The organism is Pseudomonas inefficax, assembly GCF_900277125.1.
GTDB classification, from domain to species: Bacteria; Pseudomonadota; Gammaproteobacteria; order Pseudomonadales; family Pseudomonadaceae; genus Aquipseudomonas; species Aquipseudomonas inefficax.
Genome location: NZ_OPYN01000164.1, coordinates 114,792 through 140,178, shown reverse-complemented (window position 1 = coordinate 140,178; position 25,387 = coordinate 114,792). Strand labels below are relative to the sequence as shown.

Annotated in this window: 22 protein-coding genes and 2 pseudogenes; 11 read left to right on the top strand and 13 right to left on the bottom strand. The window is 58.8% G+C overall.

What is annotated here, in order from left to right; translation table 11 throughout:
- The first annotated feature begins 93 nt into the window (after positions 1-93).
- The 5 genes and pseudogenes from JV551A3_RS19050 (at position 94) to JV551A3_RS19025 (ending at position 5,694) form a co-directional block, all read left to right on the top strand.
- Positions 94-1,371, top strand: a complete 1,278-nt coding sequence (locus JV551A3_RS19050) for a sodium:solute symporter family protein (RefSeq protein WP_205125958.1) — start codon at positions 94-96, stop codon at positions 1,369-1,371.
- A 273-nt stretch (positions 1,372-1,644) separates the two neighbouring features.
- Positions 1,645-2,280: pseudogene (locus tag JV551A3_RS19045) on the top strand (OprD family outer membrane porin); the annotation flags it as partial.
- 375 nt (positions 2,281-2,655) lie between these two features.
- Positions 2,656-3,078, top strand: coding sequence for a homoprotocatechuate degradation operon regulator HpaR (gene hpaR / locus JV551A3_RS19040; protein ID WP_133971321.1), 423 nt, complete (start codon positions 2,656-2,658; stop codon positions 3,076-3,078).
- A 426-nt stretch (positions 3,079-3,504) separates the two neighbouring features.
- Positions 3,505-4,674 carry a p-hydroxyphenylacetate 3-hydroxylase oxygenase component gene (locus JV551A3_RS19030; RefSeq protein WP_133971323.1) on the top strand — a complete coding sequence of 390 codons (1,170 nt, stop codon included), beginning with the start codon at positions 3,505-3,507 and terminating at the stop codon, positions 4,672-4,674.
- 78 nt (positions 4,675-4,752) lie between these two features.
- Positions 4,753-5,694 (top strand): p-hydroxyphenylacetate 3-hydroxylase reductase component, encoded by a 942-nt coding sequence (locus JV551A3_RS19025; protein WP_133971325.1) that lies wholly within the window; start codon positions 4,753-4,755, stop codon positions 5,692-5,694.
- A gap of 69 nt (positions 5,695-5,763) precedes the next feature.
- Here the strand turns inward: JV551A3_RS19025 and hpaI are convergent, their stop codons facing one another.
- The 8 genes from hpaI to JV551A3_RS18985 all read right to left on the bottom strand — a co-directional run bounded on the left by hpaI (position 5,764) and on the right by JV551A3_RS18985 (position 13,127).
- Positions 5,764-6,567 carry a 4-hydroxy-2-oxoheptanedioate aldolase gene (gene hpaI, locus JV551A3_RS19020; protein WP_133971327.1) on the bottom strand — a complete coding sequence of 268 codons (804 nt, stop codon included), beginning with the start codon at positions 6,565-6,567 and terminating at the stop codon, positions 5,764-5,766.
- Positions 6,568-6,577: 10 nt separating this feature from the next.
- Positions 6,578-7,381 carry a 2-oxo-hept-4-ene-1,7-dioate hydratase gene (hpaH, locus tag JV551A3_RS19015; protein ID WP_133971329.1) on the bottom strand — a complete coding sequence of 268 codons (804 nt, stop codon included), beginning with the start codon at positions 7,379-7,381 and terminating at the stop codon, positions 6,578-6,580.
- Between the two features lie 17 nt (positions 7,382-7,398).
- The gene (locus JV551A3_RS19010; protein WP_133971331.1) at positions 7,399-8,706 is read right to left on the bottom strand and encodes an MFS transporter; all 1,308 of its coding nucleotides are present in this window, start codon (positions 8,704-8,706) and stop codon (positions 7,399-7,401) included.
- A 45-nt stretch (positions 8,707-8,751) separates the two neighbouring features.
- Complete coding sequence (locus JV551A3_RS19005) at positions 8,752-9,162, bottom strand: 5-carboxymethyl-2-hydroxymuconate Delta-isomerase (protein ID WP_133971333.1); 411 nt, start codon at positions 9,160-9,162, stop codon at positions 8,752-8,754.
- 56 nt (positions 9,163-9,218) lie between these two features.
- Positions 9,219-10,142, bottom strand: coding sequence for a 3,4-dihydroxyphenylacetate 2,3-dioxygenase (gene hpaD / locus JV551A3_RS19000; RefSeq protein WP_133971335.1), 924 nt, complete (start codon positions 10,140-10,142; stop codon positions 9,219-9,221).
- A gap of 83 nt (positions 10,143-10,225) precedes the next feature.
- The gene (hpaE, locus tag JV551A3_RS18995) at positions 10,226-11,686 is read right to left on the bottom strand and encodes a 5-carboxymethyl-2-hydroxymuconate semialdehyde dehydrogenase (RefSeq protein WP_133971417.1); all 1,461 of its coding nucleotides are present in this window, start codon (positions 11,684-11,686) and stop codon (positions 10,226-10,228) included.
- Positions 11,687-11,691: 5 nt separating this feature from the next.
- Entirely contained in the window at positions 11,692-12,459 is a 768-nt protein-coding gene (locus JV551A3_RS18990; protein ID WP_133971337.1) for a fumarylacetoacetate hydrolase family protein, read from the bottom strand.
- On the bottom strand, positions 12,456-13,127 hold the full coding sequence (locus tag JV551A3_RS18985) for a fumarylacetoacetate hydrolase family protein (RefSeq protein WP_133971339.1): 672 nt from the start codon (positions 13,125-13,127) through the stop codon (positions 12,456-12,458). The genes JV551A3_RS18990 and JV551A3_RS18985 overlap by 4 nt, the downstream gene beginning before the upstream one ends.
- Before the next feature lie 158 nt (positions 13,128-13,285).
- On the opposite strand from JV551A3_RS18985, the gene hpaA reads away from it, so the two are divergent.
- The 5 genes and pseudogenes from hpaA to JV551A3_RS18960 form a co-directional block, all read left to right on the top strand.
- A complete protein-coding gene (hpaA, locus tag JV551A3_RS18980; RefSeq protein WP_133971341.1) occupies positions 13,286-14,191 on the top strand; it encodes a 4-hydroxyphenylacetate catabolism regulatory protein HpaA in 906 nt (301 codons plus the stop codon).
- 184 nt (positions 14,192-14,375) lie between these two features.
- Positions 14,376-14,798 (top strand): homoprotocatechuate degradation operon regulator HpaR, encoded by a 423-nt coding sequence (hpaR, locus tag JV551A3_RS18975; RefSeq protein WP_133971343.1) that lies wholly within the window; start codon positions 14,376-14,378, stop codon positions 14,796-14,798.
- A 168-nt stretch (positions 14,799-14,966) separates the two neighbouring features.
- The gene (locus JV551A3_RS18970; protein WP_166674241.1) at positions 14,967-16,106 is read left to right on the top strand and encodes an aminotransferase class III-fold pyridoxal phosphate-dependent enzyme; all 1,140 of its coding nucleotides are present in this window, start codon (positions 14,967-14,969) and stop codon (positions 16,104-16,106) included.
- Positions 15,992-16,804: an aminotransferase class III-fold pyridoxal phosphate-dependent enzyme gene (locus JV551A3_RS31065; protein WP_256660778.1), complete on the top strand. Its 813-nt coding sequence runs from the start codon at positions 15,992-15,994 to the stop codon at positions 16,802-16,804. The genes JV551A3_RS18970 and JV551A3_RS31065 overlap by 115 nt, the downstream gene beginning before the upstream one ends.
- Positions 16,803-17,483 (top strand): annotated as a pseudogene (locus JV551A3_RS18960) (carbohydrate porin); the annotation flags it as partial. The gene JV551A3_RS31065 and the pseudogene JV551A3_RS18960, both read left to right, overlap by 2 nt.
- A 235-nt stretch (positions 17,484-17,718) precedes the next feature.
- Here the strand turns inward: JV551A3_RS18960 and JV551A3_RS18955 are convergent.
- The 5 genes from JV551A3_RS18955 to JV551A3_RS18935 form a co-directional block, all read right to left on the bottom strand.
- The gene (locus JV551A3_RS18955) at positions 17,719-18,585 is read right to left on the bottom strand and encodes an urea carboxylase-associated family protein (RefSeq protein WP_133971351.1); all 867 of its coding nucleotides are present in this window, start codon (positions 18,583-18,585) and stop codon (positions 17,719-17,721) included.
- A gap of 38 nt (positions 18,586-18,623) precedes the next feature.
- Complete coding sequence (locus JV551A3_RS18950) at positions 18,624-19,295, bottom strand: GntR family transcriptional regulator (RefSeq protein WP_133971354.1); 672 nt, start codon at positions 19,293-19,295, stop codon at positions 18,624-18,626.
- Positions 19,292-20,791: an amino acid ABC transporter permease/ATP-binding protein gene (locus tag JV551A3_RS31265; protein ID WP_133971356.1), complete on the bottom strand. Its 1,500-nt coding sequence runs from the start codon at positions 20,789-20,791 to the stop codon at positions 19,292-19,294. The genes JV551A3_RS18950 and JV551A3_RS31265 overlap by 4 nt, the downstream gene beginning before the upstream one ends.
- 15 nt (positions 20,792-20,806) lie before the next feature.
- Positions 20,807-21,637, bottom strand: coding sequence for an ABC transporter substrate-binding protein (locus tag JV551A3_RS18940; protein WP_133971358.1), 831 nt, complete (start codon positions 21,635-21,637; stop codon positions 20,807-20,809).
- A gap of 906 nt (positions 21,638-22,543) precedes the next feature.
- A complete protein-coding gene (locus JV551A3_RS18935; protein WP_133971360.1) occupies positions 22,544-23,938 on the bottom strand; it encodes a tyrosine-type recombinase/integrase in 1,395 nt (464 codons plus the stop codon).
- 454 nt (positions 23,939-24,392) lie between these two features.
- Between JV551A3_RS18935 and JV551A3_RS18930 the strand changes: the two genes are divergently transcribed.
- Positions 24,393-25,355, top strand: a complete 963-nt coding sequence (locus JV551A3_RS18930; RefSeq protein ID WP_133971362.1) for a hypothetical protein — start codon at positions 24,393-24,395, stop codon at positions 25,353-25,355.
- Positions 25,356-25,387: the final 32 nt, after the last annotated feature.

The window sequence follows — 25,387 nt, the reverse complement described above, 5'->3', positions numbered from 1 at the left end:
CGCACGCGCTCGGTTACTTTTTGGGCTCCAGTCTTCTGGTAGCACTTTCTTTGCCGATCATCTCGGTTTACGCCGATCACGAGGAGTATTGAGATGGATATGTTGATCGGTTATGGCGGCGTAGCGGCCTTCTTTTTTCTCGTCATCTATGTGCTGGAAAAGAGCCGCCGCACGTTAGGGACTGGGTCGTTTAGTGATTACGCCACGGGTGGACGTACCTTTGGTAGCTTTTATTCGACCATGGCATTTGTCAATACCTGGTTGCCTGGCACAATCTTCATTTCATTTGCCGGCTTTGCTGCATCGGCTGGCATCATCGGTTTCTACTACGTGCCTTATTCGCTGCTCGCAGTGGTGCTGATGTTTCTGCTGGCCAGACCTGTACACCTGTGGGGCAAGGCCTTCGATCTGCGCACGCAGGCAGACTTGCTGGGGTTACGTTATGGCTCCAAAGCGGTACGGGTAGTCGCCGCCGCAATTGGCATCATTGCCTCGTTTCCCTGGATAATACTGGACATGCAGTCGCTGACATTGGTGTTCACCCACTTGTCGTTCGGTGCGATCGGCTCCGGCACGGCAGTGTTTGTCGGCATTGCCCTGATCGTCGTCAGGCAGGTCTGGACCGTTCGGTTTGGCGCACGTGGTGTCATTATCAGTGATATGCTCCAAGGCATCGCAGCCTATCTGATCGGCACGCTGATCGCGCTGGGGTTGCTGGTCTGGTTGGTCAGCAATGGTCATGGTTTGGAGACGTCCAATCACAATCTCTTCACGCTGCCTGGCCCTGGAAGCGAACTGGGTCCTCTGTATCTGTTCTCCCTCATTGTGACCGGCGCCTTGGGCGGCTGGTGCTGGCCTGATATTTTCGTCCGGCTGTTTGCTTCGCGCAGTACACAGACGATCCAGCGTTCGGCCATACAGGCTGCACCGATTTTGCTGGTCTTTGGTACATCCTTCACCCTGATGGTGCTTTGCGCTTCGTCACTGCCTGGGGTTCAGCAGGCACCTGATTCAGTGTGGTTCATTGCGTCAGGAATCGGCGGAGTCGTTCTGGTGACGCTGGCGGGGATTTGCGTTGTGGCGGCTACCATGGGCAATGTCGGCGCCAACCTGCAGGCGCTCGGTGCGCAGACTGCTAACGATATCGTTGGTGTGATACAAGCGCGCCGCGTCGAGGACCGCCGTGTTGGGCAAATCGCGGTGGCCGTGTTGACAATATTGGCGGCCGCGTTTGCGGTTGTTACCACCCAGTCTGGCCACCTGATCGCTTTGGCGATGATTCCTATCAGGGGATTGTTCAGTTGGCACCCACCCTGTTTCTTGGGGTCTTCTGGAAACGCGGAACAGCACCGGCAGCGGTGTGCTCAATAATCAGCGGCTTTGTCTGTGCTGCCATCCTGCAGTGGTATTTCCCAACGTCGATACCTCAACTAGGCGGCCTGACATCGGGAGTTGCTGCCTTGGCCCTGAACTTCGGCGTCTATGTGTCTATCAGCCTCGCCTTTCCCGCCAAGGCGTATGAGCGAAAGCGGATAGAGGAGTTGTATCGCTCCATCGACGCTCCGGCATCAATAGCTGTGGCGGTAAAAAGGGCTACGGCTTGACGGCAGGCATTTGCCTTCGTTGGCTGCTCAACAGCCAACGGGGGCAAGCAGTAAAATCTGGAAGCAGTATTACGGTAATTTAAATTACAAATTTGTTGTCGATAGTAATCAAGATGTGACTGCTGACTTCAACGTATATAGAACGTTTGATGACGGCCAGGCGAAGGCGGGCGACATTGATACAACCGCTTACGGCTTGCAGCTCGCTTATCGGCTCTCGGCGCATACGTTCACATTGGCTCACCAACAGGTACGCGGTGATCAACCCATTGACTATGTAGGTTTTGGTGATACCGGTCGAGCGGGTGGATCCATCTACCTGCCTAACTCGGTTCAATATTCGGATTTCAACGGCCCAGGGGAAAAGTCCTGGCAGGCGCGTTACGATCTCAACATGGTATCGTACGGCGTGCCGGGCTTGTCATTTATGATTCGCTACCTCCACGGTAGCAATATTGATGGAACTCACGTTACATCAGGCGCTTACGTTGGTAAATATGGGCGTGATGACCGAGAGTTTGAGACTGACTTTGAAGCACGCTACGTCGTTCAGTCCGGGCCTGTCAAAAACCTGTCTGTCCGCGTTCGAACGGCGTGGCATCGAGGTGACTTGACTACCGGCGGCGATCAGGATCAATTCCGTGTGATCACGGAGTACCCGATCAATATCTTCTGATCATTCAGCAGTAAAGAGTTACGCGCGATATTTGCTCTTTGAAGGGCTAGGCTTCTGCGAGAAAAGGGCGACAACTTTTTGCAACCGTTCAGTCGGTGGAGTGACTTCTATGTCATTTCCGTTGGCATGCCGTGCGGATTGGTCATGACCACAATGGCTCAGGTTCTGCGAGATCGATTGATGCGGTGGCATGCGCCTTGATGGGGAAGTGGCCGGTTCAGTGGGCGCCAAATTGTCTCCCGGCCAGCAGCAATGGCGTGTGAGCCCTGGCAAAGAGCGCCACTCCAGTTGTTCGTTGGGTAATTTATTAATGTGTTAATGAACGCGTGCTGGCATACTCGTCGGCACGCTTTTCATTGATGAGCCCAAGCAGGCATGACCACACCAAGACCATCCCTTACGCTCACGCTGCTGCAGGCGCGTGAAGCTACCATGGCGTTCTTCCGCCCGGCATTGAATGCCCACGAGCTGACCGAACAGCAATGGCGGGTTATTCGAATCCTACGTCAGCAGGGCGAGTTGGAAAGCCATCAATTGGCGGACCTCGCTTGCATTCTCAAACCCAGTATGAGTGGCGTGCTCAAGCGCCTTGAGCGCGACGGTATCGTCGCCAGGCGAAAATCGATAGAGGATCAGCGGCGCATTTTTATAAACCTGACGGTTAAAGGGCAGCAAGCGTACTTGTCCATGAGCGAGGAAATGGACAGTAATTATGAAAAGATCCTCAGCCAGTTTGGAGCTGAAAAGCTCCAGATCCTGATGGAGTTGCTGAATGAAATGAAGAAAATCAAGCCGTGATACGCTTTTTCTCAGTCAAGACCTTCTTAAGCGTCTTTATTGGCAATGCGCAAAAAGCGAGCCTTTGCGCACACCAGCCAACTGAGCGATCTCGTTCAACGAGGAGGTGTTGTAGCCATACGCCGCCAAGTGCGCCGACAGCGGCATCACAGATATGTGCCGCAGAAGGAGAAAGCGCTTTCAATGATCCCTCGATCAATGGCGCGGGCAAGCCGTGCCCGGTTCGATGGGAAGTGTGGTGGCCACAGGGGTCAATCGCCTCGAACATAAGGTGGGGGGCAATGCCATGGAAAGTACAATTTTCCCCGCGTAACGTGCATTTCTCGACAACGGTCACCAACTCATACTGAGTGCGTCATTGAGGCTACTCGGCCACCCGCTGCCGCGCAGAAGGGGGCTGGTTATCCAATAATAAAGAGACCGTTCATGAAAAAGCCAAATCCCCTGCTGGAAGATCTCAAGGCCATCCTGCCGACCATTGCCGCCAATGCTTTCAATGCTGAGCGCGACCGCAGTGTTCCAGCAGAGAACATCATGTTGCTGAAGAACATTGGCCTGCACCGCGCGTTCCTGCCCAAGCACTACGGTGGCATGGAGATTTCCCTGCCGCAGTTCGCCCAGTGCATCGCACTGCTGGCGGGTGCCTGTGCCAGTACCGCCTGGGCCATGAGCCTGCTGTGCACCCACAGCCACCAGATGGCGATGTTCCCGGCCAAGCTGCAGCAGGATGTATGGGGCAGCGACCCGGATGCGACGGCCAGTAGCAGCATCGCGCCGTTCGGCCGCACTGTGGAGGTTGAGGGCGGGGTGACGTTCAGTGGTGAAATGGGCTGGAGCTCCGGCTGTGAGCACGCCGAGTGGGCGATCCTCGGCTTCCGTCGGCCCAATGCCGAAGGCACCCAGGACTACTGCTTTGCTGTCCTGCCGCGCAGCGACTATGAAATCCGTGACGACTGGTATGCAGTGGGCATGCGCGGCAGTGGCAGCAAGACGCTGATCGTGCGCGATGCCTTCGTGCCCGAGCATCGCATCCAGAAGGCTAAGGACATGATGGAAGGCAAGTCCGCCGGCTTCGGTCTGTACCCGGACAGCAAGATCTTTTTCGCCCCGTACCGCCCGTATTTTGCCAGTGGCTTCTCGACGGTCAGCCTGGGCATTGCCGAGCGCATGCTGGAAGTGTTCCGGGAAAAGACCCGCAACCGCGTGCGTGCCTACACCGGCGCTGCCGTCGGTGCAGCGACGCCGGCCCTGATGCGCCTGGCTGAGTCCACCCACCAGGTGGCTGCCGCCCGCGCGTTGCTGGAAAAGAGCTGGGACGAAATTGCCGAATACAGCGAGCGCCACGAGTACCCGTCGCGCACCACCCTGGCGTTCTGGCGCACCAACCAGGGCTACGCGGTGAAGCTGTGCATCCAGGCGGTCGATCGCCTGATGGAAGCGGCCGGTGGCGGTGCCTGGTTCGAAAGCAATGAACTGCAACGGCTGTTCCGTGACTCGCACATGACCGGTGCCCATGCCTACACCGACTACGACGTCTGCGCGCAGATCCTCGGTCGTGAGCTGATGGGTCTGGAGCCCGACCCGGCCATGGTCTGACCCGTTGGCTGGCTGATCCCCGAAACAACCATAACAACAATCGAGGGCAGGCCCGTTCGGCCTGCCCGGGAGTCTTGCATGTCCCATTCAACCGCCATCACCGATTTCGATACCCGCGCCTTCCGCCGTGCCCTGGGCAATTTTGCCACTGGCGTGACCGTGGTCACCGCCGCCGGGCCGAGCGGCCGCAAGGTCGGCGTCACCGCCAACAGTTTCAACTCGGTGTCGCTGGACCCTGCGCTGATTCTCTGGAGCATCGACAAGCGCTCCACCAGCCATGAGGTGTTCGAGGAAGCTTCGCATTTTGCCGTGAACATCCTGGCGGCCGACCAGATCGACCTGTCGAACAATTTCGCTCGGCCCAAGGAGGACCGCTTCGCCGGTATCGACCATGAGCAGGGGGCCGGTGGCGCGCCGCTGTTCGCCGATTGTTCGGCGCGTTTCCAGTGCGAGAAGTTCCAGCAACTGGACGGTGGCGACCACTGGATCCTGGTGGGCAAGGTGGTGGCCTTCGATGACTTCGGTCGCTCGCCGCTGCTGTATCACCAAGGTGCCTATTCGATGGTGCTGCCACACACCCGCATGACCCTGCGCGCCGAGGGCCAGGCGCCGAGCAGCCACTTCCAGGGCCGCCTGCAGCACAACCTGTACTACCTCATGACCCAGGCCCTGCGCGCTTACCAAGCCGACTACCAGCCGCGCCAACTGTGCACCGGCCTGCGCACCAGCGAAGCCCGCATGCTGATGGTGCTGGAGAACGATGCCGGGCTGAGCCTGAACGACCTGCAGCGCGAGGTGGCGATGCCGGCGCGTGAAATCGAGGAGGCGGTGGCGAACCTCAAGCGCAAGGGGTTGATCGCCGATGACGACGGCCGCGTGCGGCTGTCAGTCAAGGGCGTGGATGAAACCGAGGCGCTGTGGAGCATTGCCCGCGAGCAGCAGGACAAGGTTTTCGGGCAGTTCAGCGCGGAGCAGCTGGAGACCTTCAAGACCGTGCTCAAGGCCATCATCCAGATGTAAGAGGCCGGTGCTGGTCAAAGCAAACAATAACGGCGCCAGAAGGCGCCGTTATTGTTTGCTCAATTCAGCTCAGTAGACACCGCCCCCCGTACTGCTGAACGCCGGCGTGTCCTTGAACTTGCCGGCCAGATCCCGCAGCCCGCGCATCAGCACCGTGGTATCCACGCCCACCGCGACGAAAGCTGCGCCCAGCTCGATGTAGCGCCGCGCCAGCTTCTCGTCGGCACTGAGAATCCCCGCCGCCTTGCCGGCCTTGCCAATACGCACGATGGCATTCTCGATGGCCGCCTGCACCTCAGGGTGCCCGGGGTTGCCGCGATGGCCCATGGCCGCGCTGAGGTCGGCAGGGCCGATGAACACGCCATCGACACCTTCGACCGCAACGATCTCGTCGAGGTTGGCCAGGCCTTCCTTGTTCTCGATCTGCACCAGCAGGCACATCTGTTCGTCAGCCTGGTCCAGGTAACCGGCAATGCTGTTCCAGCGCGAGGCCCGTGCCAGGGCGCTGCCCACGCCACGCACGCCGGTGGGGGGGTAGTGCACGGCCTTGACCAACTGGCGGGCCTGCTCGGCGCTTTCGACCATGGGCACCAGCAGCGTCTGCGCGCCGATATCCAGCACTTGCTTGATCAGCGCGGTATCACCCATCACCGGACGGATCACCGCCTGGCTGGGGTAGGCGGCCACCGCCTGCAACTGCGCCAGCATGCCGCGCAGGTCGTTGGGTGCGTGCTCGCCGTCGATCAGCAGCCAGTCGAAACCGGCATTGGCAGCCAACTCGGTACAGTAGGCATTGGCCAGACCCAGCCACAGGCCGATCTGCGGCTCGCCGCTGCGCAGGCGTTGCTTGAAGTGATTGATAGGCATGTCCATGGGCAGGTCCTCAAACGAAGCGGCAGGCGATGGAGCCGAGCATGTCGTAGTCGACGTGGAAGGTGTCGCCAGGGCGCGCAGCGACCGGGCGGGTGAACGAGCCGCCCAGAATGATCTGGCCAGGTTGCAGGGTGACGTCGTACGGGGCCAGTTTGTTGGCCAGCCAGGCCACGCCCTTGGCAGGGTGGTTGAGCACGGCGGCGCTGACCCCGGACTCCTCGATTACGCCGTTGCGGTAAAGCACGGCTGGCACCTTGCGCAGGTCGATCTCGGTAGGGCGCACCGCGCGGCCACCCATGACCACGCCGGCGTTGGCCGCGTTGTCGGAGATGGTGTCGAATACCTTGCGGGTAGCCTGGGTTTGCGAATCGATCTGCTGAATGCGTGCGTCGATGATTTCCAGTGCCGGGATCACCCATTCGGTGGCGTCCAGCACATCGAACACGGTGACGTTGGGCCCCTTGAGCGGCTTGCCGAGGATGAACGCCAACTCCACCTCAACGCGCGGCACGATGAAGCGCTCGAAGGGGATGTCGCTGCCTTCGTCGAACAGCATGTCGTCGAGCAGGGCACCGTAGTCAGGCTCGGTGATGTTCGACGACACCTGCATGGCGCGCGAGGTCAGGCCGATCTTGTGGCCGACCAGCTTGCGGCCGGCAGCGATCTTCTTCGCCACCCAGGCGCGCTGGATGGCATAGGCATCCTCGATGGTGATGGCGGGCTGCTCCAGTGAAAACTGGCGGACCTGCTCGCGCGAGCGTTCGGCCTGGTCGAGGCGTTCGGCAGCCTGCTGGATGAATGCGTTATCAAGCATGGTGGGGATCTCTGGATTCAAGGGTTGACGATGGCGGCCCGGGTGCGCAGCACCAGCAGGCCACCGAGGGTGATGAAGACGGCCAGGGCGTACAGCGCAAGGCTGGCGCTTTGCGTGGTATCGCGGACCCAGCCGATGAAGTAGGGCGCCGCGAACGAGGCGATGCTGCCCAGTGAGCTGATCAGGGCGATACCGGCGGCCTGGGTGCGGGTATTGAGGAACGCCGGCGGTAGCTGCCAGAACATCGGCAGCGCAGCGCTGGCGCCCATGCCCGCCAGCACCAGCCCGGCCAGCACTGGCCAGGGTTGCTGGGGTGCCAGGCCGGTGATGGCGATGCCGGCGGCGGCCATCAGCAGCGGGATGCACAGGTGCCAGCGACGTTCACGCTGGCGGTCGCTGGAACGCCCGCAGGCGAGCATGAACACGCAGCCGGAGAGGTAGGGCAGGGCGCTGAGCAGACCGACGCTGGCGTCGCTGCCGATGCCGGCACCGTGAATGAGGCTGGGCATCCAGAAGGCCAGGGTGTTGACCGCCAGCATCACCGCGCAATACACCGCCACCAGCAGCCAGATGGCCGGGCTGGTGAGGATGCCGCCAAGGGACGTGACGCTCTTGCGCTGCTCTTCGCTGCCGAACTGGGCACGCAATGCCGCCTTCTGCCGGTCGTCGAGCCAGTGCACCTGCTCGAAGCGTTCCGGCAGTGCGGCCAGCACCACCAGGCCCAGCAGTATCACCGGCGCACCTTCGAGCAGGAACATCCACTGCCAGCCGCGCAGCCCGGCGCTGTCGTGCATGAACGCGAGGATCGCCCCGGACAGCGGCCCACCCACCACGCCGGCCAACGGCACGGCGATGGCGAACAGCGCGGTGACCTGGGCGCGGCGCCCGGCGGGGTACCAGCGGTTGAGGTAGACCAGGATGCCCGGGAAGAAGCCGGCCTCGGCTGCACCCAGGGCGAAGCGCAGCAGGTAGAAGGCACTGCTGCTCTCGATCAGCAGCATGCTGGTCGACAGCGCGCCCCACACCACCATCAGCGTGGCGATCCAGCGACGTGGGCCGACGCGTTCCAGCATCAGGTTGCTGGGCACGCCGAACAGCGCATAGGCAATGAAGAACAGGCCGGCGCCCAAGCCGTAGACCGTATCGGACAGCTGCAGGTCCTGGCTCATCTGCATCTTGGCGAAGCCGATGTTGATGCGGTCGAGGTGGGCAAACAGGTAGCAGACCAGCAGCAACGGCATCAGCCGCCAGGTGATCGTGCGGTGGGTGGCATCGGCCAGTTCGGCCGGGCTTTGTGCCGGCGAGGCATGTTCGAGTGTGCTCATTGGTTTTTGTACTTGTTGTGTGATGAGGCAACGGGCGACCTGGGTTCAGGCCGAGCGGTTGAACAGCGGGTGCAAGGTGCTGTGCTTGGCGTCGTAGACCTGCTGGGCGCTTTCGTCGATCTGCAGGGTGATGCCGATCGGGCGTTGTTGCAGCAGCCCGTCCAGGCGTTGCCTGAGCACCTGCAGCAGGTTGTCGCCGACGGCCTTGTGCACCTCGCGGCTGCGGCCGCTGCCCATGCGCAGGTTGGCATACAGGAAGCCGTAGTCGCCCTGGCCGTCAGCCACCGCGCAATGGGCGGCGGGGTAGGCCAGCACGCGGGTGCCGCCGGTGGGGAACACGGCCTTGCCGGTTTCGTCGCGCTGTTCGAGCATGCTGTCGGCCAGGGCGCGGCACAGCCCGGGGATATCGGCGTCGGCTTCCAGGTCGGGGGTATAGAGCAATACCAGGTGTGGCATGTAGGGCCTCGTCGTGGCAGAAGCGCCAGGCCACCTGTGGCAGCCTGGCGGGTGGATCACAGGCGGCTGGTGGACGCGACGGCAGCCGGATTGGCGGCTTGTGCCGGCGGAATCGCCGAGCCGTCTTGAGGCGTGACCGGGAAGATCGCGTTGATCTGGCCTGTGCCCGAAGAGCCGAAGTAAGGCGTCACCACCTCGGCCTTGCCGTCATAGCTGGACCAGCCCAGTACGCCCAACAGCATCGCGGTATCGTGCATGAAGCCTTCGCCGTGGCCTTTGGCGGCGTACTCCGGGAGCATCCCGCAGAATTCCTCCCACTCGCCGTTCTGCCACATCTGCACCACACGGTTGTCCAGGGTTTCCAGGAACGGGCTCCAGACCTTGGTAGCGAAATCCGGCGCCTGGCCGTTCTGGGCGAAGCGGTGTGACAGCGAGCCGCTGGCGAGGAATGCCACGGTGCCGTCGTAGTGGTCTTCCACGGCCTTGCGCATGGCCCAGCCGAGGCGGGCGCTGTCGGCCAGGTAGTGCGAGGTGCACAGCGCCGAGACCGAGACCACCTTGAAGTGCTGGTCCTGGTTCATGTAGCGCATAGGCACCAGGGTGCCGTACTCCGGGCCCAGGGTGGTGGCGTGGTGGGCCATGGTTTCGACATTGAACTGGTTGCAGGTTTCCGCCAGCAGCAGGCCAAGTTCGGTGTTGCCCGGGAACGCGTAGGCCATGTTGCTGATGAAGTGCGGCAGCTCGTTGCTGGTGTACACGCCCTCGAAGTGTGGGGCGCACAGCACGTGGTAGTTGGCGTTGACCAGCCAGTGGGTGTCGAACACGACGATGGTGTCGACGCCCAGTTCACGGCAGCGGCGGCTGATCTCGTGATGCCCGTCGATGGCGGCCTGGCGAAAGCCCTGGTGTGGGCCTGGCAGCTCGGACAGGTACATGGACGGCACATGGGTGATCTTGGCGGCAAGTGCGACTTTGCCCATGGGAGTCTCCGGTTAGAGGATGTTGTTATAGAAGCTGACGAGGTCCCTGTGGGAGCGGGCTCATCGCTCGGGCGAAAATTGCTCTACACGCCCCAGCGCGGAATGTGGTGGCTGCCCATCGAGATGCACACGTTCTTGATCTCGGCGAACACTTCGAAGCTGTACTGCCCGCCTTCACGGCCGGTACCGGAGCCTTTCACGCCGCCGAATGGCTGACGCAGGTCACGCACGTTCTGGCTGTTGATGAACACCATGCCGGCTTCGATGCCACGCGCCAGGCGGTGGGCCTTGCCGATGTCCAGGGTCCAGATGTACGAGGCCAAGCCGTACTCGGTGTCGTTGGCCAGTTGCAGCGCCTCGGCTTCGTCCTTGAACGGAATCAGGCACACCACCGGGCCGAAGATTTCTTCCTGGGCGATGCGCATCTTGTTGTTCACGTCGGCGAACACGGTGGGCTGGATGAACTGGCCCTTGGCCAGGTGCGCAGGCAGGTTGGCCGGGCGCTCCAGGCCACCGGCGACCAGGCGTGCGCCTTCTTCCATGCCGATCTTGATGTAGCCAGTCACCTTGTCGTAGTGCGCCTGGGTGATCATCGAGCCGACCTGGGTTTTCGGGTCGGTCGGGTCACCGACGATCAGGCGTTTGGCGCGGGCGGCGAACTCGGCGACGAACTGCGGGTAGACGCTCTCCTGGATGAAGATGCGGCTGCCGGCAGTGCAGCGTTCGCCGTTCAGCGAGAAGATGGTGAACAGCGCCGCGTCCAGCGCGCGCTCCAAGTCGGCGTCTTCGAAGATCAGCACCGGCGACTTGCCGCCCAGTTCCATCGAGTACTTCTTCAGGCCAGCGGTCTGCATGATCTTGCGGCCGGTGGCGGTGCCACCGGTGAATGAGATGGCGCGCACATCCGGGTGGCGCACCAGGGCGTCACCGGCCGTGGCACCGTAGCCCTGGATCACGTTGAGCACGCCATTGGGGATGCCGGCCTCGACGGCCAGGCGGCCCAGCTCGTTGGCGGTCAGCGGCGACAGCTCGCTCATCTTCAACACCGCAGTGTTACCCAGTGCCAGGCACGGCGCGGTCTTCCAGGTGGCGGTCATGAACGGCACGTTCCATGGCGACACCAGGCCACACACGCCGACCGGCTGGTACAGGGTGTAGTTGAGCATCTGGTCGTCGACCGGGTAGGTGTGGCCGTCCATGCGCGTGCACACTTCAGCGAAGAACTCGAAGTTGTGCGAGGCGCGGGGGATCAGCACGTTGCGGGTCTGGTGGATCGGCAGGCCGGTGTCGAGGGTTTCCAGCTCGGCCAGTTTCGGCACGTTCTGGTCGATCAGCTCACCGAGCTTGCGCATCAGGCGGGCACGTTCCTTGGCCGGGGTATTGGCCCACTTGGGGAAGGCTTCTTTGGCCGCAGCCACGGCCTGGGCAACTTCCTCGGCACCACCGCTGGCAACTTCGCAGATGGCGTCGCCGGTGGCCGGGTTGTAGTTGACGAAGGTGTCTTTGCTTTCGACCTCACGGCCGTTGATCCAGTGCTTGATCATGCTGCTCATGCCTTGTTGTTCTTGAAGAAGTCAGCTTCGCTGACGATACGGTTGACCAGGCGACCGACGCCTTCCACTTCCACCACCACTTCATCGCCCGGTACCACATCGGCCAGGCCTTCCGGCGTGCCGGTGGCGATCATGTCGCCTGGTTGCAGGGTCATGAAGCTGGAGAAGTATTCGATCAGGTGCGGGATGTCGAAGATCATGTCCGCGGTGGTGCCTTCCTGCTTCAGCTCACCGTTGATCCAGGTGCGCAGCTTCAGGTTGCTGACATCCGGCACGTCGGCGGCATCGACGATCCACGGGCCGACCGGGGTGGTGGCGTCGCGGTTTTTCACCCGCAGGTTGGGGCGGTAGTAGTTTTCCAGGTAGTCGCGAATGGCGTAGTCGTTGCACACGGTGTAGCCGGCGACATAGTCCAGGGCGTCTTCGCGCTTGACGTTCTTTGCTGGCTTGCCGATGACCGCGACCAATTCGCACTCGTAGTGCATGTATTCGACGTTGTCCGGACGCCAAGTGACCTGGTTGTGGCCGGTGTAAGTGCCCGGCGACTTGATGAAAGCCAGGGGCTCGGTAGGTGGAGCGAAAGCCAGTTCCCGAGCGTGGTCGGCGTAGTTCAGGCCCAAGGCAAACATGCTGCCGTTGGCAGGTGGAAGCCACTCGACTTGTTCTGCGGCGATAAGTCGACCGTCTTCCAGGCGAACGGCACTGTTGTCCTCGACGGTGACAGCATGAACGCTGCCCTCATAGCGAATGCGCGCGTGTTTCATGCTTGGCCCTCTGTGTCAGCCACGATGGTATTTGCCAACCGCCCAAGGCCGGTGATCTCGACCTCGACGAAGTCGCCAGGCTTCACATCCACACGGCCCTCGGGGGTACCTGTGATCAGTACGTCACCGGCGTGCAGGGTCATGAACTCGCTCAGCTCGGCAATCAGTTGGGGAATGCTGCGCACAAAGTTGGCCGTGGTGTTTTCCTGCACGACGTTGCCATTGACGTAGAGCTTCAAGGTCAACTGATGAGGGTCTTTCACTGCATCGGCGGGGACCAGTTCAGGCCCTATCGCGCAGAACCCGTCGCGGCACTTCGCCTTGACTGCCGGGCGGTAGTAGCTGTCTTCCGGCAGGCTGTATTCATTGACGATGGTGTAGCCAGCCACATGGGCCAGGGCGTCAGCGGCACTGACCCGGCTGGCGTCCTTGCCAATCACCACGCCCAGCGCCGGGCCCGGTTGCAGGCGCTCGCCGGCGGGGTGAATCACGTTGGCACCATGGGCGTTACGGGTGTTCGGCGTCTTGATGAACAGCACCGGCTTGACCGGGGCCTGTTTGTAAGGGGGCTGTCCGAACTCAGCCAGACGCTGCTGCAGCAGACCGTTGTAGTTCAGCGCTACGCCGAACACGGTGCCGTTCGCAACGTCATGCAACGCATGGCTCATGCTTTTCTCCTGGCAGTGGTGGAGCAGCTAGCTGCTCGGTAAATTCGTTAATGTGTTAATCTTATAGTTAATATGTTAATGATGGTCAAGGCCTCCTTGTCACTCCGACTCGACGGGGGCACCATGAGCCTTGTGAAGACAGGTCGAGACAACCAGCAATGAGCAACAGGCATCCCATTCCGAACATCAACATCGGCCAGGTCTACGACCAGCGCTACAGCGACAGCGAGGTGCATTACGACCGGCTCGGCAACCTGGCTGGGTTTTTCGGGCGCAACATGCCGGTGCACCGGCACGACCGGTTTTTCCAGGTGCACTACGTGAAGTCCGGCACGGTGCGGGTGTATCTGGATGACCAGCAGTTCATCGAGTCGGGGCCGATGTTTTTCCTTACACCGCCGACGGTGACACACTCCTTCGTCACTGATCCGGGCAGCGATGGGCACGTACTTACGGTACGGCAACAGCTGGTGTGGCAATTGATAGAGGCGGATGCCAGCCTGTTGCCTGCTGGAATGCAGGTGCGCCCGGTATGTGTGGCGCTGGCCAAAGTGCCCGCGGCGGACCTGGCTGAGGCCAGGCGCCTGGGGGCGTGGCTGGAGGCGCTTAGCGATGAGTTCGCGAGCCCTCATCCGGGACGAGATGCGGCGTTGCAATCGCTCACGCGGCTGATCATGATCAGTTTGCTGCGGCTTTGCCCTAACTCGCGCGAGGCAACCCCGGCCCGTCACGAGGACTTGAAGATTTTCCATCGCTTCAATGCGCTGGTCGAGGCGCACTACCTTGAGCATTGGCCTCTTGCAAACTATGCGGCTCAAATCGGCGTCACTGAAGCGCGGCTCAACGATATCTGCAGGCGAATCGCCGATCTGCCCTCCAAGCGCCTGGTGCTGGAGCGGCTGATGCAGGAGGCCAGACGCTTGCTGCTTTTCTCCAGCAGTTCTGTGAATGAGGTCTGCTACCAGCTCGGATTCAAGGACCCGGCCTATTTCAGCCGTTTCTTCAGTCGCTATGCGGGGCTCACGCCGGGGGAGTATCGGCAGCGGCAGGCGGAGTTGAAGTGAGGTGGCCAAGTGGCGATACCTGCGCAGAGTGGTCGTTATTTGATAGCAATACTCGCAGCTTGCAGGTTGGGCTTGAATGGGTTTTCCGTGGAACAGATTGCACTTTCCACAGGCTTCGCCAGTTGTCGCGGCAGTTAAATGTTCCTAATCTTGTGAGCTGGATCAGATGGCACAGACTCTACCCATGACTGAAACACGTCCTTCACTCACGCTGAGTTTGCTGCAGGCCCGTGAGGCTGCAATGGCATTTTTCAGGCCGCTTCTGAATGAGCACGAGTTGACCGAGCAGCAATGGCGAGTCATTCGCATCCTGCGCCAGCAGGGCGAGCTGGAAAGCCACCAGCTCGCACATTTGGCCTGCATTCTCAAACCGAGCATGACCGGGGTTATTAGCCGCCTGGAGCGGGACGGACTGGTGTACCGACGCAAGGGTATCGAGGATCAGCGCCGCGTTTTTGTGACGCTGACTGACTTGGGCCGCGCGAGCTTCGATGCCATGTGTGAAGGGATGGAAGCCAATTACCGCAAGATCCAGGAGCAATTCGGTGAAGATAAGCTGGAGCAACTGCTGCATTTACTCAACGAGCTCAAACGAATTGAGCCTTGAGCACCTTCTTTGGCCCGATCATTCAGAAGAGCCGGAGGGTGAGCCAGACAGCATTACCTGGCTCACCCGTTGAGGGTAGATACGCAATGCATGGTGTTTTTTACAGTGGTGCTCAAGGGAGCGGCTTTTAAGGTGCGCTCCACCTTGGAATCATCACTGGAGTACATCATGAACAGCAGCAACGCCTGGTTAAAAGCTCACAACGCCGTGCATCTCATGCATCCCATGCAGGATCCGAAGGGTCTGAAAGATAATCAGCCGGTTATCATTGAATCCGGTGATGGTGTGCACATCACAGATGTCGACGGTCGTCGATTCCTTGATCTGCAAGGAGGACTGTGGTGTGTGAATGCCGGGTACGGGCGCAAAGAAATTGTCGATGCCGTGACTGAGCAGATGCACAAGCTCGCCTACTATTCGCTGTTTCCCGGCAGCACTAACCCTGCAGCAATTGCCTTGTCTCAAAAGCTGATCGAGATCACCGAGCCGGAAGGTATGGCCAAGGTGTCATTCGGTCTTGGGGGGGCGGATGCGGTGGAAAGCGCGCTGAAAATCGCACGTCAGTACTGGAAGCTTGAAGGCCAATCCGACAAGTATAAGTTCATCTCGCTGTACAACGGCTATCACGGCCTGAACTTCGGTGGCATGTCTGCATGTGGTGGCATAGCCTGGCGGAGCAGCTATGAACCGCTGATGCCCGGCTTCATCCAAGTAGAGGGGCCACATCTGTATCGCAATCCCTTCACTCAGGACCCTGAAGAGCTGGTCGAGATCTGTGCTCAATTGATGGAACGCCAGATCGAGCTTCAGGGGGCCCATACTGTGGCAGCAATCATCGCCGAGCCGATCCAAGGCGCGGGAGGGGTGATTGTGCCGCCTGCGAGCTACTGGCCTCGCCTGCGTCAGATCGCCGACAAGTACAATATCCTATTGATTGCTGACGAGGTCATCACTGGCTTGGGGCGCAGCGGCGCACTCTTTGGCTCGCGTGGCTGGGGCGTCAAGCCCGATATCATGTGCCTGGCCAAGGGCATCTCCAGTGGTTACGTGCCCCTTAGCGCTACTCTGGTTAACCAGCGTGTGGCCTCGGCTTGGGAGCGCGACGCTGGCTTCACCTCGGTATACATGCATGGGTACACCTACCCGGCCATCCGGTGTCCTGTGCAGCTGGACTGGCGGCGATCGATATCGCTTTGCGCGAGAACCTGGCCGACAACGCCGCGCTGGTCGGCGAATACTTCCTGGAGCGCTTGCGGGAACTCAAAGACAAGCACCGTGCGATCGGTGACGTGCGTGGAAAGGGGCTGATGATTGCCATCGAGCTGGTGAAGGATCGTCAAACCAAGGAGCCCTTCGGCCCAGAGGAAGCATATCCGCTTGCGATCTCTGAAGGTTGTGTAAATAGTGGGGTGATGCTGCGCACTATCGTCAACAAGTTGATCATCTCGCCGCCGCTGACTTTCTCCCTGGAGAACTTCAGCGAGGCCTACCACCAGCCGTGGGTACATCCAGATACCGCCGACCACGAATTCCCAGCGACCATGGCCGAATACGGCGACGTCAGTGGGCCGTATGGGGTGTTCCATTTACGTCAAAGGAACCTGCTGCCGGTGCCAACTTTCTTCACCCCGGTCGAGGGCTTGCCCGAGAAACTGTTGAATACCGTCACCGTGTTCAATGTCTACCCGTACCTGCACGCATTGACCGACGCATCGACACCGCTGTGGCTGGATTTCAATATCAAGAGCGAGACCGAGCATGAATTGATCTGGAACGTTCTGCTGCCGAAGGGCACGCTCAAGAGTGAAACCCTAGAGGCTGAACAGGACAAGTTCCGAGCGTTCATCGAACCCATCCTCGCCGAGGACATCGGTGTGTGCACTGGCGTGGGTGAAGCGGTCCATTCCCGCTTCATCACGCCGGGACGTTACTCGCACATGGAAAAGACCGTGTATCAGTTTCACAACTGGTGGCTCGACCAGATGCTGTCCACCACCAAGTGTTGAGACGAACCCCTCCAACACGGAATCGCGCAACGGTTTCAAACTCAGCGGCAGCGGTACTGAAGGCGCGGTTTTGCCGGTCGAACTGGTGTGGCAACCGCGTTTCGATGGCCTGCCAGGGGAGTACCGTGCGGGTTACTACTACAGCAGCGCCAATGCGAATGACGTTCTCAAGGACAGCAATGGTCAGCCGGCAGTAGTCAGCGGCGCGGCCTATCGCAGCGCATCGAGCAAGCACGGCCTGTGGTTAGGGGCAATGCAGCAGGTTACCCAAGAGGTCAATGATGCTTCTCGCGGATTGAGTCTGTTCGCGATGGCAACGATGCACGACAAGAAAACCAGCAAGGTCGACCACTACGTATCACTGGGTGCTGTGTACAAGGGGCTGTTCGCGGCCCGTCCCAAGGACGACATCGGTTTGGCAATTTCCGAGGTGCACGTTAACCCCGCGTATCGCAAGAACGCCTCGCTGACGAACCTGGTCAATGGGGTGGAAGATTACGATGACCCAGTGTATCTGCCTGTGCAAGACACCGAGTACAACGCTGAACTGAACTACGGAGTTCATGTGGCAGATTGGCTGACAGTGCGGCCTAACCTGCAGTTTGTGCGTCACCCAGGAGGTGTGAGTCAGGTCGACGATGCCTGGGTCGGGGGGGTGAAGGTTCAGGCAATTTTTTGATACTAAGCGATGGACTAGCGTTTAAAGCCTTGTCGTTTAGGAATGCCTGCAGCCTAGCGCGGCCGATTGTTCAAGTCTTTTGTGAAAGATGGACTGCCTCAGCCTCGAAGCAGCCCATCACGACAAACTGAGCACGATCGGCTTCAGGTTGAAGCGCTCAGGCATTAATAATGTCACTGATGCCGTTGGAGTTTCGATCCGAGAAACTCCAAGAGCTCACCAGTCACTTGATATGCTACTGGCCGATCCCATGGGTGCGATCGTATCCACTGACGCTTGGCGCGGTCCACCCTTCAGGCCGCTGCGCTGCTTCGAAGATTTCTACCAGTAGCGGATAGCATTTCGCGGTGTCAGACGAATGTTCGGTTGAGCAGTCCCCACCGGGGCAGGCGGAAAGGCAACCGAGCAGGTCTATTTCTGCAAAAAATTCGAGATAATCGCCAGGTTGTACTGGGCTGGCCTTCATGAAGTATTGGCCCGTGTCGCGGGTAAAGCCGGTGCACATGAACACGTTCAGAACGTCATGTACATGTGGCTCGGCGTCATGCGGCGCCAGCCCCGTTGATGCAGACAGCGCGCGGGTCAGGTTGGAATGGCAGCAGTGGTGATATTGACCGCCATGACTAAGCAGATTGTGGGTGTAAGGATCGCAGCGCGTACCGATCACGTCGTGTACTGAGCCGCCGTATTCATCAAACCCATACCAGTCGAGCGTGTCATGGGTGATTGTCGCCATGGGACGCAGGTTGGGAAAGCTGGAGAATAGTTGATCGCCGACTCCCAAGTGTGTGCCATTCAATGCCCTGGTTTTACCTGTATAGAACCGCTCTGTGAGGTCATGTTGGTTGAAGAGATTCAGGTCGCCGACTTGCGGCCCTTCGGTCGAGACAATACGAAAAAAATTTCCCGCCGGAACGGTGAAAGTTGCTGCATCGCGGGCCGGCACCATAACGGTTCTGACATGCTTGAGTCCCTCGCGCAGCGCGCGATAAGTGCCGATGTCTGGGCGGGGTAATGTCTCCACCGGGTAACAGAGTACTGGCTTGATGGCCTTGCGTTGTGCAGCGTCATTCGGAGCTTGGGATAGGGGTGCAGGCTTCATGCGATTCTCCTTTGAGGTTTAGGCGGCCATGCCGTGGATTAGCCACGGGCAGGGTGGCTCAGTAGGTCGAGCAGAGCATGCTCGGAGTCATCCAGGTAACGGGTCATAGCCTCGGCGGCCTCGTGGCGACGGCCAGCGGCAAGCAGGTCGTGGATCTCGCAGTCTCGTTCCAGCCATGGGCGCTGGAAATTTTCTTCGTCAGGGGCCACGGCGAATACCAGGCGCATCTGCGCGGCGATATTGGTGAAGAAGGCGTCCAGCAGTGGGCTGCGTAACAGCCCGACGATGTGCTGGTGAAAGCGTAGGCTGTGGGTGCCGAAGGCCTGCCAGTCTTCGCGGTCGCGGGCCAACTCGGCTGCCTCGATAGCGCCGAGCATCGAGTCGGACTGGTACTCGCGCAGTGGCTTGCTACCCAGGATTGCTTGGATCTCCAGAGTGCGGCGCACCAGGAATAGGTCGCGCACCTCAGCCAGGCCTATGCGGCGGACCATCACACCTTTGTTGCGTACGTAGCTGGTCAGTCCCTCTCTGCCGAGTTGGTGCAGGGCCTCTCGCACGGTGTTGCGCGAAGCGTTATAGCGGCTGGTCAGTTCGGCCTCAATCAGGGCCATACCTGGCAGCAAGCGTCCACCAATGATGTCCTCGCGCAGTTCGCAGGCCACCTGGTCCGCCAGCGACAACACTTGTACTGTGGGGAGCGTTTTGTTCATGCGAGTTGTACGTCCTTCAAGAAGCGACCCATGCGTTCGCTGCGATTGTCGAGCAGGTCCCGCGGTGCGCCGGCCTGGGCGATTTGCCCGCTCTCCATGAACACCACGCGGTCGGAGACTTGGAAGGCAAACTTCATTTCGTGAGTGACGATAACCATGGTCATGCCTTCGCGGGCCAGCTCTTCGATCACCTTGAGCACGTCGCCTACCAGTTCCGGATCGAGGGCCGAGGTGGGCTCGTCGAACAGCATCACTCGCGGGCGCATGGCCAGCGCCCGGGCAATGGCCACGCGCTGTTGCTGGCCGCCGGAAAGTTGGTGCGGGTATTTGCCGGCATGTTCTCGCAATCCCACCTTGGCCAGCAGCGATAGGCCCAGGGTGCGCAGTTCGGCGTCATTGGCGTGCCCGTGATGGCGGGGCGCAAGCACGACGTTCTCAAGTACCGTCTTGTGTGGGAACAGGTTGAATCCCTGGAACACCATGCCGACTTGGACGATTCCTTCCATGTGCAAGCGGCCGGACAAGCTGCCGCCGTCGTCCAGGCGACCGCGCAGGAACGGCTTGCCACACAGTTCGACTTGGCCGCGGTCGAGGCCTTCCAAGCCATTGAGTGTGCGGATGAGGGTGGTCTTGCCGGAGCCTGACGGGCCGATGATAGAAACTACCTCGCCGAAGCGGATGTCCAGGTCGATACCCTTTAGCACCTCGAGCTCGCCGTAGTGCTTGCGTGCTCCCAATACACGCAGGGCGAAATCGCCCTGGTTTGGAGTTACGGGGGCGGTCGGCAGGAAGGCGTGACTGTCCGGGATGGGGCGCGGGGTGCGCTGGCTGACGTCCAAGTGACGTTCAAGGCGTTTGAGCAGGTAGCTGAACACCGTGACGATCAGCACGTAGTAGAACGCGACCGCCAGCATGGTTTCCATTACCAGAAAATTCTGGGTATAGAGCTGTTGGCCCACCAGCAGGATCTCCGACAGCGAGATCACCGACACCAGTGACGTCAGCTTGACGATGGTGATGTATTCGTTGGCCAGGGTCGGCAATGCCACCCGCAGCGCTTGAGGAATCACGATCAGTCGCTGAGTGCCGGTGTAGCCGATACCCAGTGCCTTTCCAGCCTCGAGTTGTCCTTTGGCCACGGCCAGTAGTCCGCCCCGATGAATTTCCGCGATATAGGCCGCTTCGCTCAGCACCAAGGCGATCAGGCCTGCCGCATAGGGGTTGGAGAGCAGTACGCTGGTTGCTGGGAATACCTGGGGGAGGTTGTAGACGAAGATCAGCAGCACCAACAATGGAAGGCTGCGGAAGAACCAGATGTACAGGGCTGCGGCGCGGTTGACGATGCTGTGGCGCGACTGTCGGGCCAGGGCCAGGATAAAGCCCAGCACGATGCCCGCCAGCCAGGTTTCGACACTAAGTTCCACGACCGTGCCGACCGCCTTCCAGAAGTCACCGTTGGCAAGGAGGCTTGCGGTGTAATGCCAATCAAATTGCATGCTGTGTGCTCCGGATTACTGCGAAACCGCTTGAGGGCCCTGGCCCAGGGCCTGGGCAACGTCGCTTGGGCTGGGTTCGCCCAGGTTGTAGCGGCTGAGTAGAGTCTGGTAGTCGCCGCTTGCTTTCATGGCGGCCAGGCCCTGATCGAGTTGCTTGAGCAACACGTCATTGCCCTTGCGAACTGCAAGGCCTATAACCACTGGGTAGATCAGCGTCTGTGAGCTGAGGGTGATACGACCCTTGAGTTTTTCGGCGGTGATGGCGGCCACGGCAGCGTCTTCGAACTGCACGTCCACGGCCTTGGCTAGCAGGGCCTGAGCGGCTTCAGGGGAGGTCGGGAATTCGCGGGAGTCGATTGGCGCCTGGCCGTTGGCCTGGCAGTAACTTTTGGACAGAGCCATCAGCTTGGGAATCCACGATCCGCCTTTGATCGAGCCGACGCGCTTACCGCACAGGTCTTCGGGCCGCTGCGGGCGGAAGTTGTCGTCGGCACGCACCATCAGCGAGGCGCCACTTTTCAGGTAGGGCACGAAGTCCACTTGCGCGGCGCGCTCGGGGGTGACGTACAGGGCCGAGGCCACCACATCGAACCGCCGTGCATTCACGCCCATTACAAGGTTGGCAAAGCGGGTGTCATGGAACTGCGGCGTGAGTTTGAGCTGCTGACCGAGCAGGGCCATGAACTCTGGGTCGAAGCCGGCTGGCTTGCCCTCGGCAAGGTAGGTGTAAGGCGGGTAGGTCAAGTCCGAACCGATAATCAGGTGCTCGGGCTGCAAGGTGCCGTCGGCGGCGTGCGCGGAGGCGACGAGAGTCAGGGCAAGGGTTAAGGCAACTGCGCGAGGCATGGGGGACGCTCCACTTATGATTGTTCAACAATCGGTGCAAGTGGTTATATCAATATCTGTGCCATGTTTGAAGTTTTTGGCGTGTAATCCTCGTTCGTCTTGCGACCTGCACCAAAAAAGCCCAGAAGTGTTACGGGTAGAAACAGAGTGGTGCGCGTGTCGTTTGCCAGAAACAACTGATAAGCGAGTGGATAGGATCTCTGCGATACCACGGCATACGTCCACCCTCTCCCCATTTCGGCCATTCAAATAATTCTGAATTGAAACCGTGTGGGGTTGATTCACAGGAGCCTGCATGGGGCCGGGTCCCTGGCGCTGACTGAGTGTGCTTGGCAAGACGAGCCGTGGTCTCAGAAGCTGCTGAGTGGCAGGCGCTCTGGTTTGATCTCAGCGGTGCCGGATGTTTAGGTTCCGGGCGGAGCAGGAGAGGCCAAAAGCCGTAACCCTGTTGCCCACCGCTGAGAAGCAGGAGCCGTATGCGGTCGTTCCGCACGTACGGATCTGTGCAGGGGGCGGCAGGTATCTGCCGTTCCTAGCGCGACCAGAACAGCGAGGTAAGCGCTCGGTCAGCCGAAGAGAGTGCTCCCGCAAGGACTTGAGTGCGCGACTGCGTTATGGCGTGTTTGGCACCGAGATGCAGCGTGATAGCGACGAATATCGGGTAATTATGAGCTATTCCTGTCGACCTCTTCTGATCCAGGGTCGAGCAGACCTATTACGCGGGGGTGGGTCTGTGATTTTTCAGGCTAATTTCCGTTCTCCCCAGTGCCAACCTCCGAGAGAGGCGCATTGATTACCGCATGGGTGTTGCTGTGGCTGGAAACTGGAACGTATCTGGCGGGAGTGGACGTTGATAACGAAAGGTGAGTTTTCGCCCTGTCAATGACCTTAGACTGATTTCGTGACTCAAGTCAGAATGTGCATTAGCCTATCGCCAAGTAGGCGCCAGGCTTCGGTTTTCTCCTTGGCGTAATCATGGTGCAGGTAATGCCTACGTACTTTAGACCCTGCCAGGAGGTGATTTTGGCATCGGTCAATAATGTCCAGTGTTACACCAAGCTCCTGCATCATGGTTGCGCCAGTACGGCGAAGGTCGTGAGGGGTCCATTCGCCCTTCGCGCCATCGCTGAGCACCAGCGAGTCGTCGTGATGACGACCGGATAACGGTTTACTGCGTTTTTTGAAGCGGCATTGTCGATCGCCTATCAGTTTGCTCACCGTTTTAGTGTCTACATGGCAGTCACCATTTCTACTCGGAAAGCAGTATGGGCCGTCTCCAGTTTCTGTCTTCAAACGCTTAAACTGCCTCAAAGCGAACTCAGAAAGAAAGACATGGTGATCCTGGCGCTTGCCTTTACGACCTTTCGTGGTAAGCGCTGGGATGAGCCAGGTGCCTTTGTCCAGATCTACATTCTTCCATTCGGCCTTGAGTAGCTCACCAATACGGCAAAGGGTGCTCAGGCAGATCCATGCCGCGCACTGCACGCGAGAGCTGACAGCTCGGATGCCGGAGTATTTTCTACCGGCGGGTAACGCCTCGTAGTCGTGCTCCAGGCGGACGAAGATATCTGCCAGTTCACGGATTTCGCTAGGGGAGAGCAGGCGGTCACGCTCTTCCTGATAGTCGTTGTCCAGTAGCGTCAGCACATCGACCAAGTCGATGGGGTTCCCGTCAATCATTAGCGATCGCCAAGGTTTGCGCTTTTCAGCCCAGCGCAGCATCTGCCCAATGTCGTTGTACAGGATCACCACTGTACGGTTAAGACCGCGAGCACGAACTGCACGTAGGACAGTCAATAAATCTCTCTCTGTCAGGGTACGCAACGGCTTCTTGCCAATGGCAGGGAGTATGTCCTTCTTGAAGCTGCGGCGTAACTCCGCGTTTCCATCCTGGCGAGAAACGCCGTCGATTACCCATTCGTTGAACAAGTCTTCAATGGTCTTATTTTCCGCTGCCTGCCGTTCGGCCTCGGCAATCGTGGCGGCAATGGCGGTTTGCGCTTCAATTTTGGCTGCCTTCTTGGCAGATGTCGGATCAATACCTTCAGCTACACTTCGACTCGCGTTCCTATGCTCGGCTCTTATTTCGGACAGGGATTTACTTTTGCTGCCAGTCTTGGCCCATGTGCCGCAGGCGAAGTCTTTGAATTTTCCGTCCCACTTGAAGCGATAATAAAAACTTACCGAGACGCCTTTCTGGCGAGCAATCACTTTGCCTATCAAGTTCCCGTCGTCGCGAAGGGTCTTCCCATTATCCTCAACGGTAAGCGATTCCAGCTCTCTGACGGTTATTTTGGCCATTCTCTACCCCTTGCACGCGTGACGAGTTGGAAAAATACCCCTACTTATACCCCTACCGTGGGCACGGCTCTCGGTGGAAAGCTATGGGCTGGGGTAGATAGAATAATAGCCTGAAACCCCTGTGTTTGCTAGGTTGGTGATATGCCTCTGTGTTCTTTCAATTTCCATCAAGAGCTAATAAATAATCGAATTGGGTGCAAGGGGTCGAGTGTTCGAATCACTCCGTCCCGACCATTATTGAAACGAGAAAGCCCAGTCGGTGACGACTGGGCTTTTTTGTGCTCATAAAATGGATTGCTATGCTGATGACTTTATTTCTGAAAATGAAAGTCTTCACAGATAAGGCTATTGAAGGGTGGCTTTTTCTCCGTTGGTATGATGATATTGAAATGATTGCACGAATGTATCGCGCGGATTATTCCAATAGCTCATTAAGTGTGGTGCGGGGGATTAAATGGAATTTCAAGGTTACCTTGGTTACATTAAGTATGATGGAGATCTGACTGTAGGCGGGGTTATGGATGGAAGGAAGCAAGCCGAGGCGCTACTTGGTTTCGATTATGCCCTTCGTCATTTCCTATTAAAACTTGCTCCAGATCTGAAGGCTGTAGATTTTGAAATTCCGGTAAAAGTAAGAGACGGTTCATGGGAAGCCCTAATTCCAGAAACAGTTGCTGGTTGGATGCAAGCTAGCGCTGGAATTGTTGCAACTGCGTATGCCACTCAAGCGGCTCAGAAAATGGCAGAGCGGGACTTTGCGGATTTCGGTGTCCGTGACCTATTCAGTAAAGCCTTAAATGCTATTAAGTGGTTTGCTCGTATTGCGAAGCATATGGGGGATGTGAGTGTAAAAAGCTTTGAGTCTGTGAAATTTTCTGATGATAAAGCGCTAATTGGAATCAGGAATGAGGTCGGTGAATATATTTATGTTCCTAAGTATGCGTTGGATTTATATGTCCAGGCTGGGAATAGACTTTTGAGCAGACTAGCATGTTTGATTGAAGAAGGTAGAGTGCTGAAGATAGGGAGCATTTTAGAGGATGGAGTCGATGAAGTGGTGCTGGAAGTTTCCGATAAATATATTTTCTGCGATGAAGAAGAGGAGGATTCGGAAGATTTTTTGTTTCCTGAACTCCGGCATGGTGAAAATGTAGTGTTAGAGGGTGAGGTGACTAGGGAGAACAAAACTTCAAACTCTATGGGGTTTAAGTACATGGATCATATTTTAACCTCTTACCCAGAGGTTGGAAGCATCGTTCGCTACAAGCAGTTGCTTTTCTTGCGGTGTAGAATTTTTGGAGTAATTGATAGGATAGATGATAAAGGGCGTGCGTTAGCCAAGAGACCAAAAATCTATTTTTCTCACTTGGAAGCCTTGGAGCACGAGGATAAAGTAGACCTTTTTTCAGGGTTATGACTCGTTGAGTATTATTTTGTTTATGCGGGAGA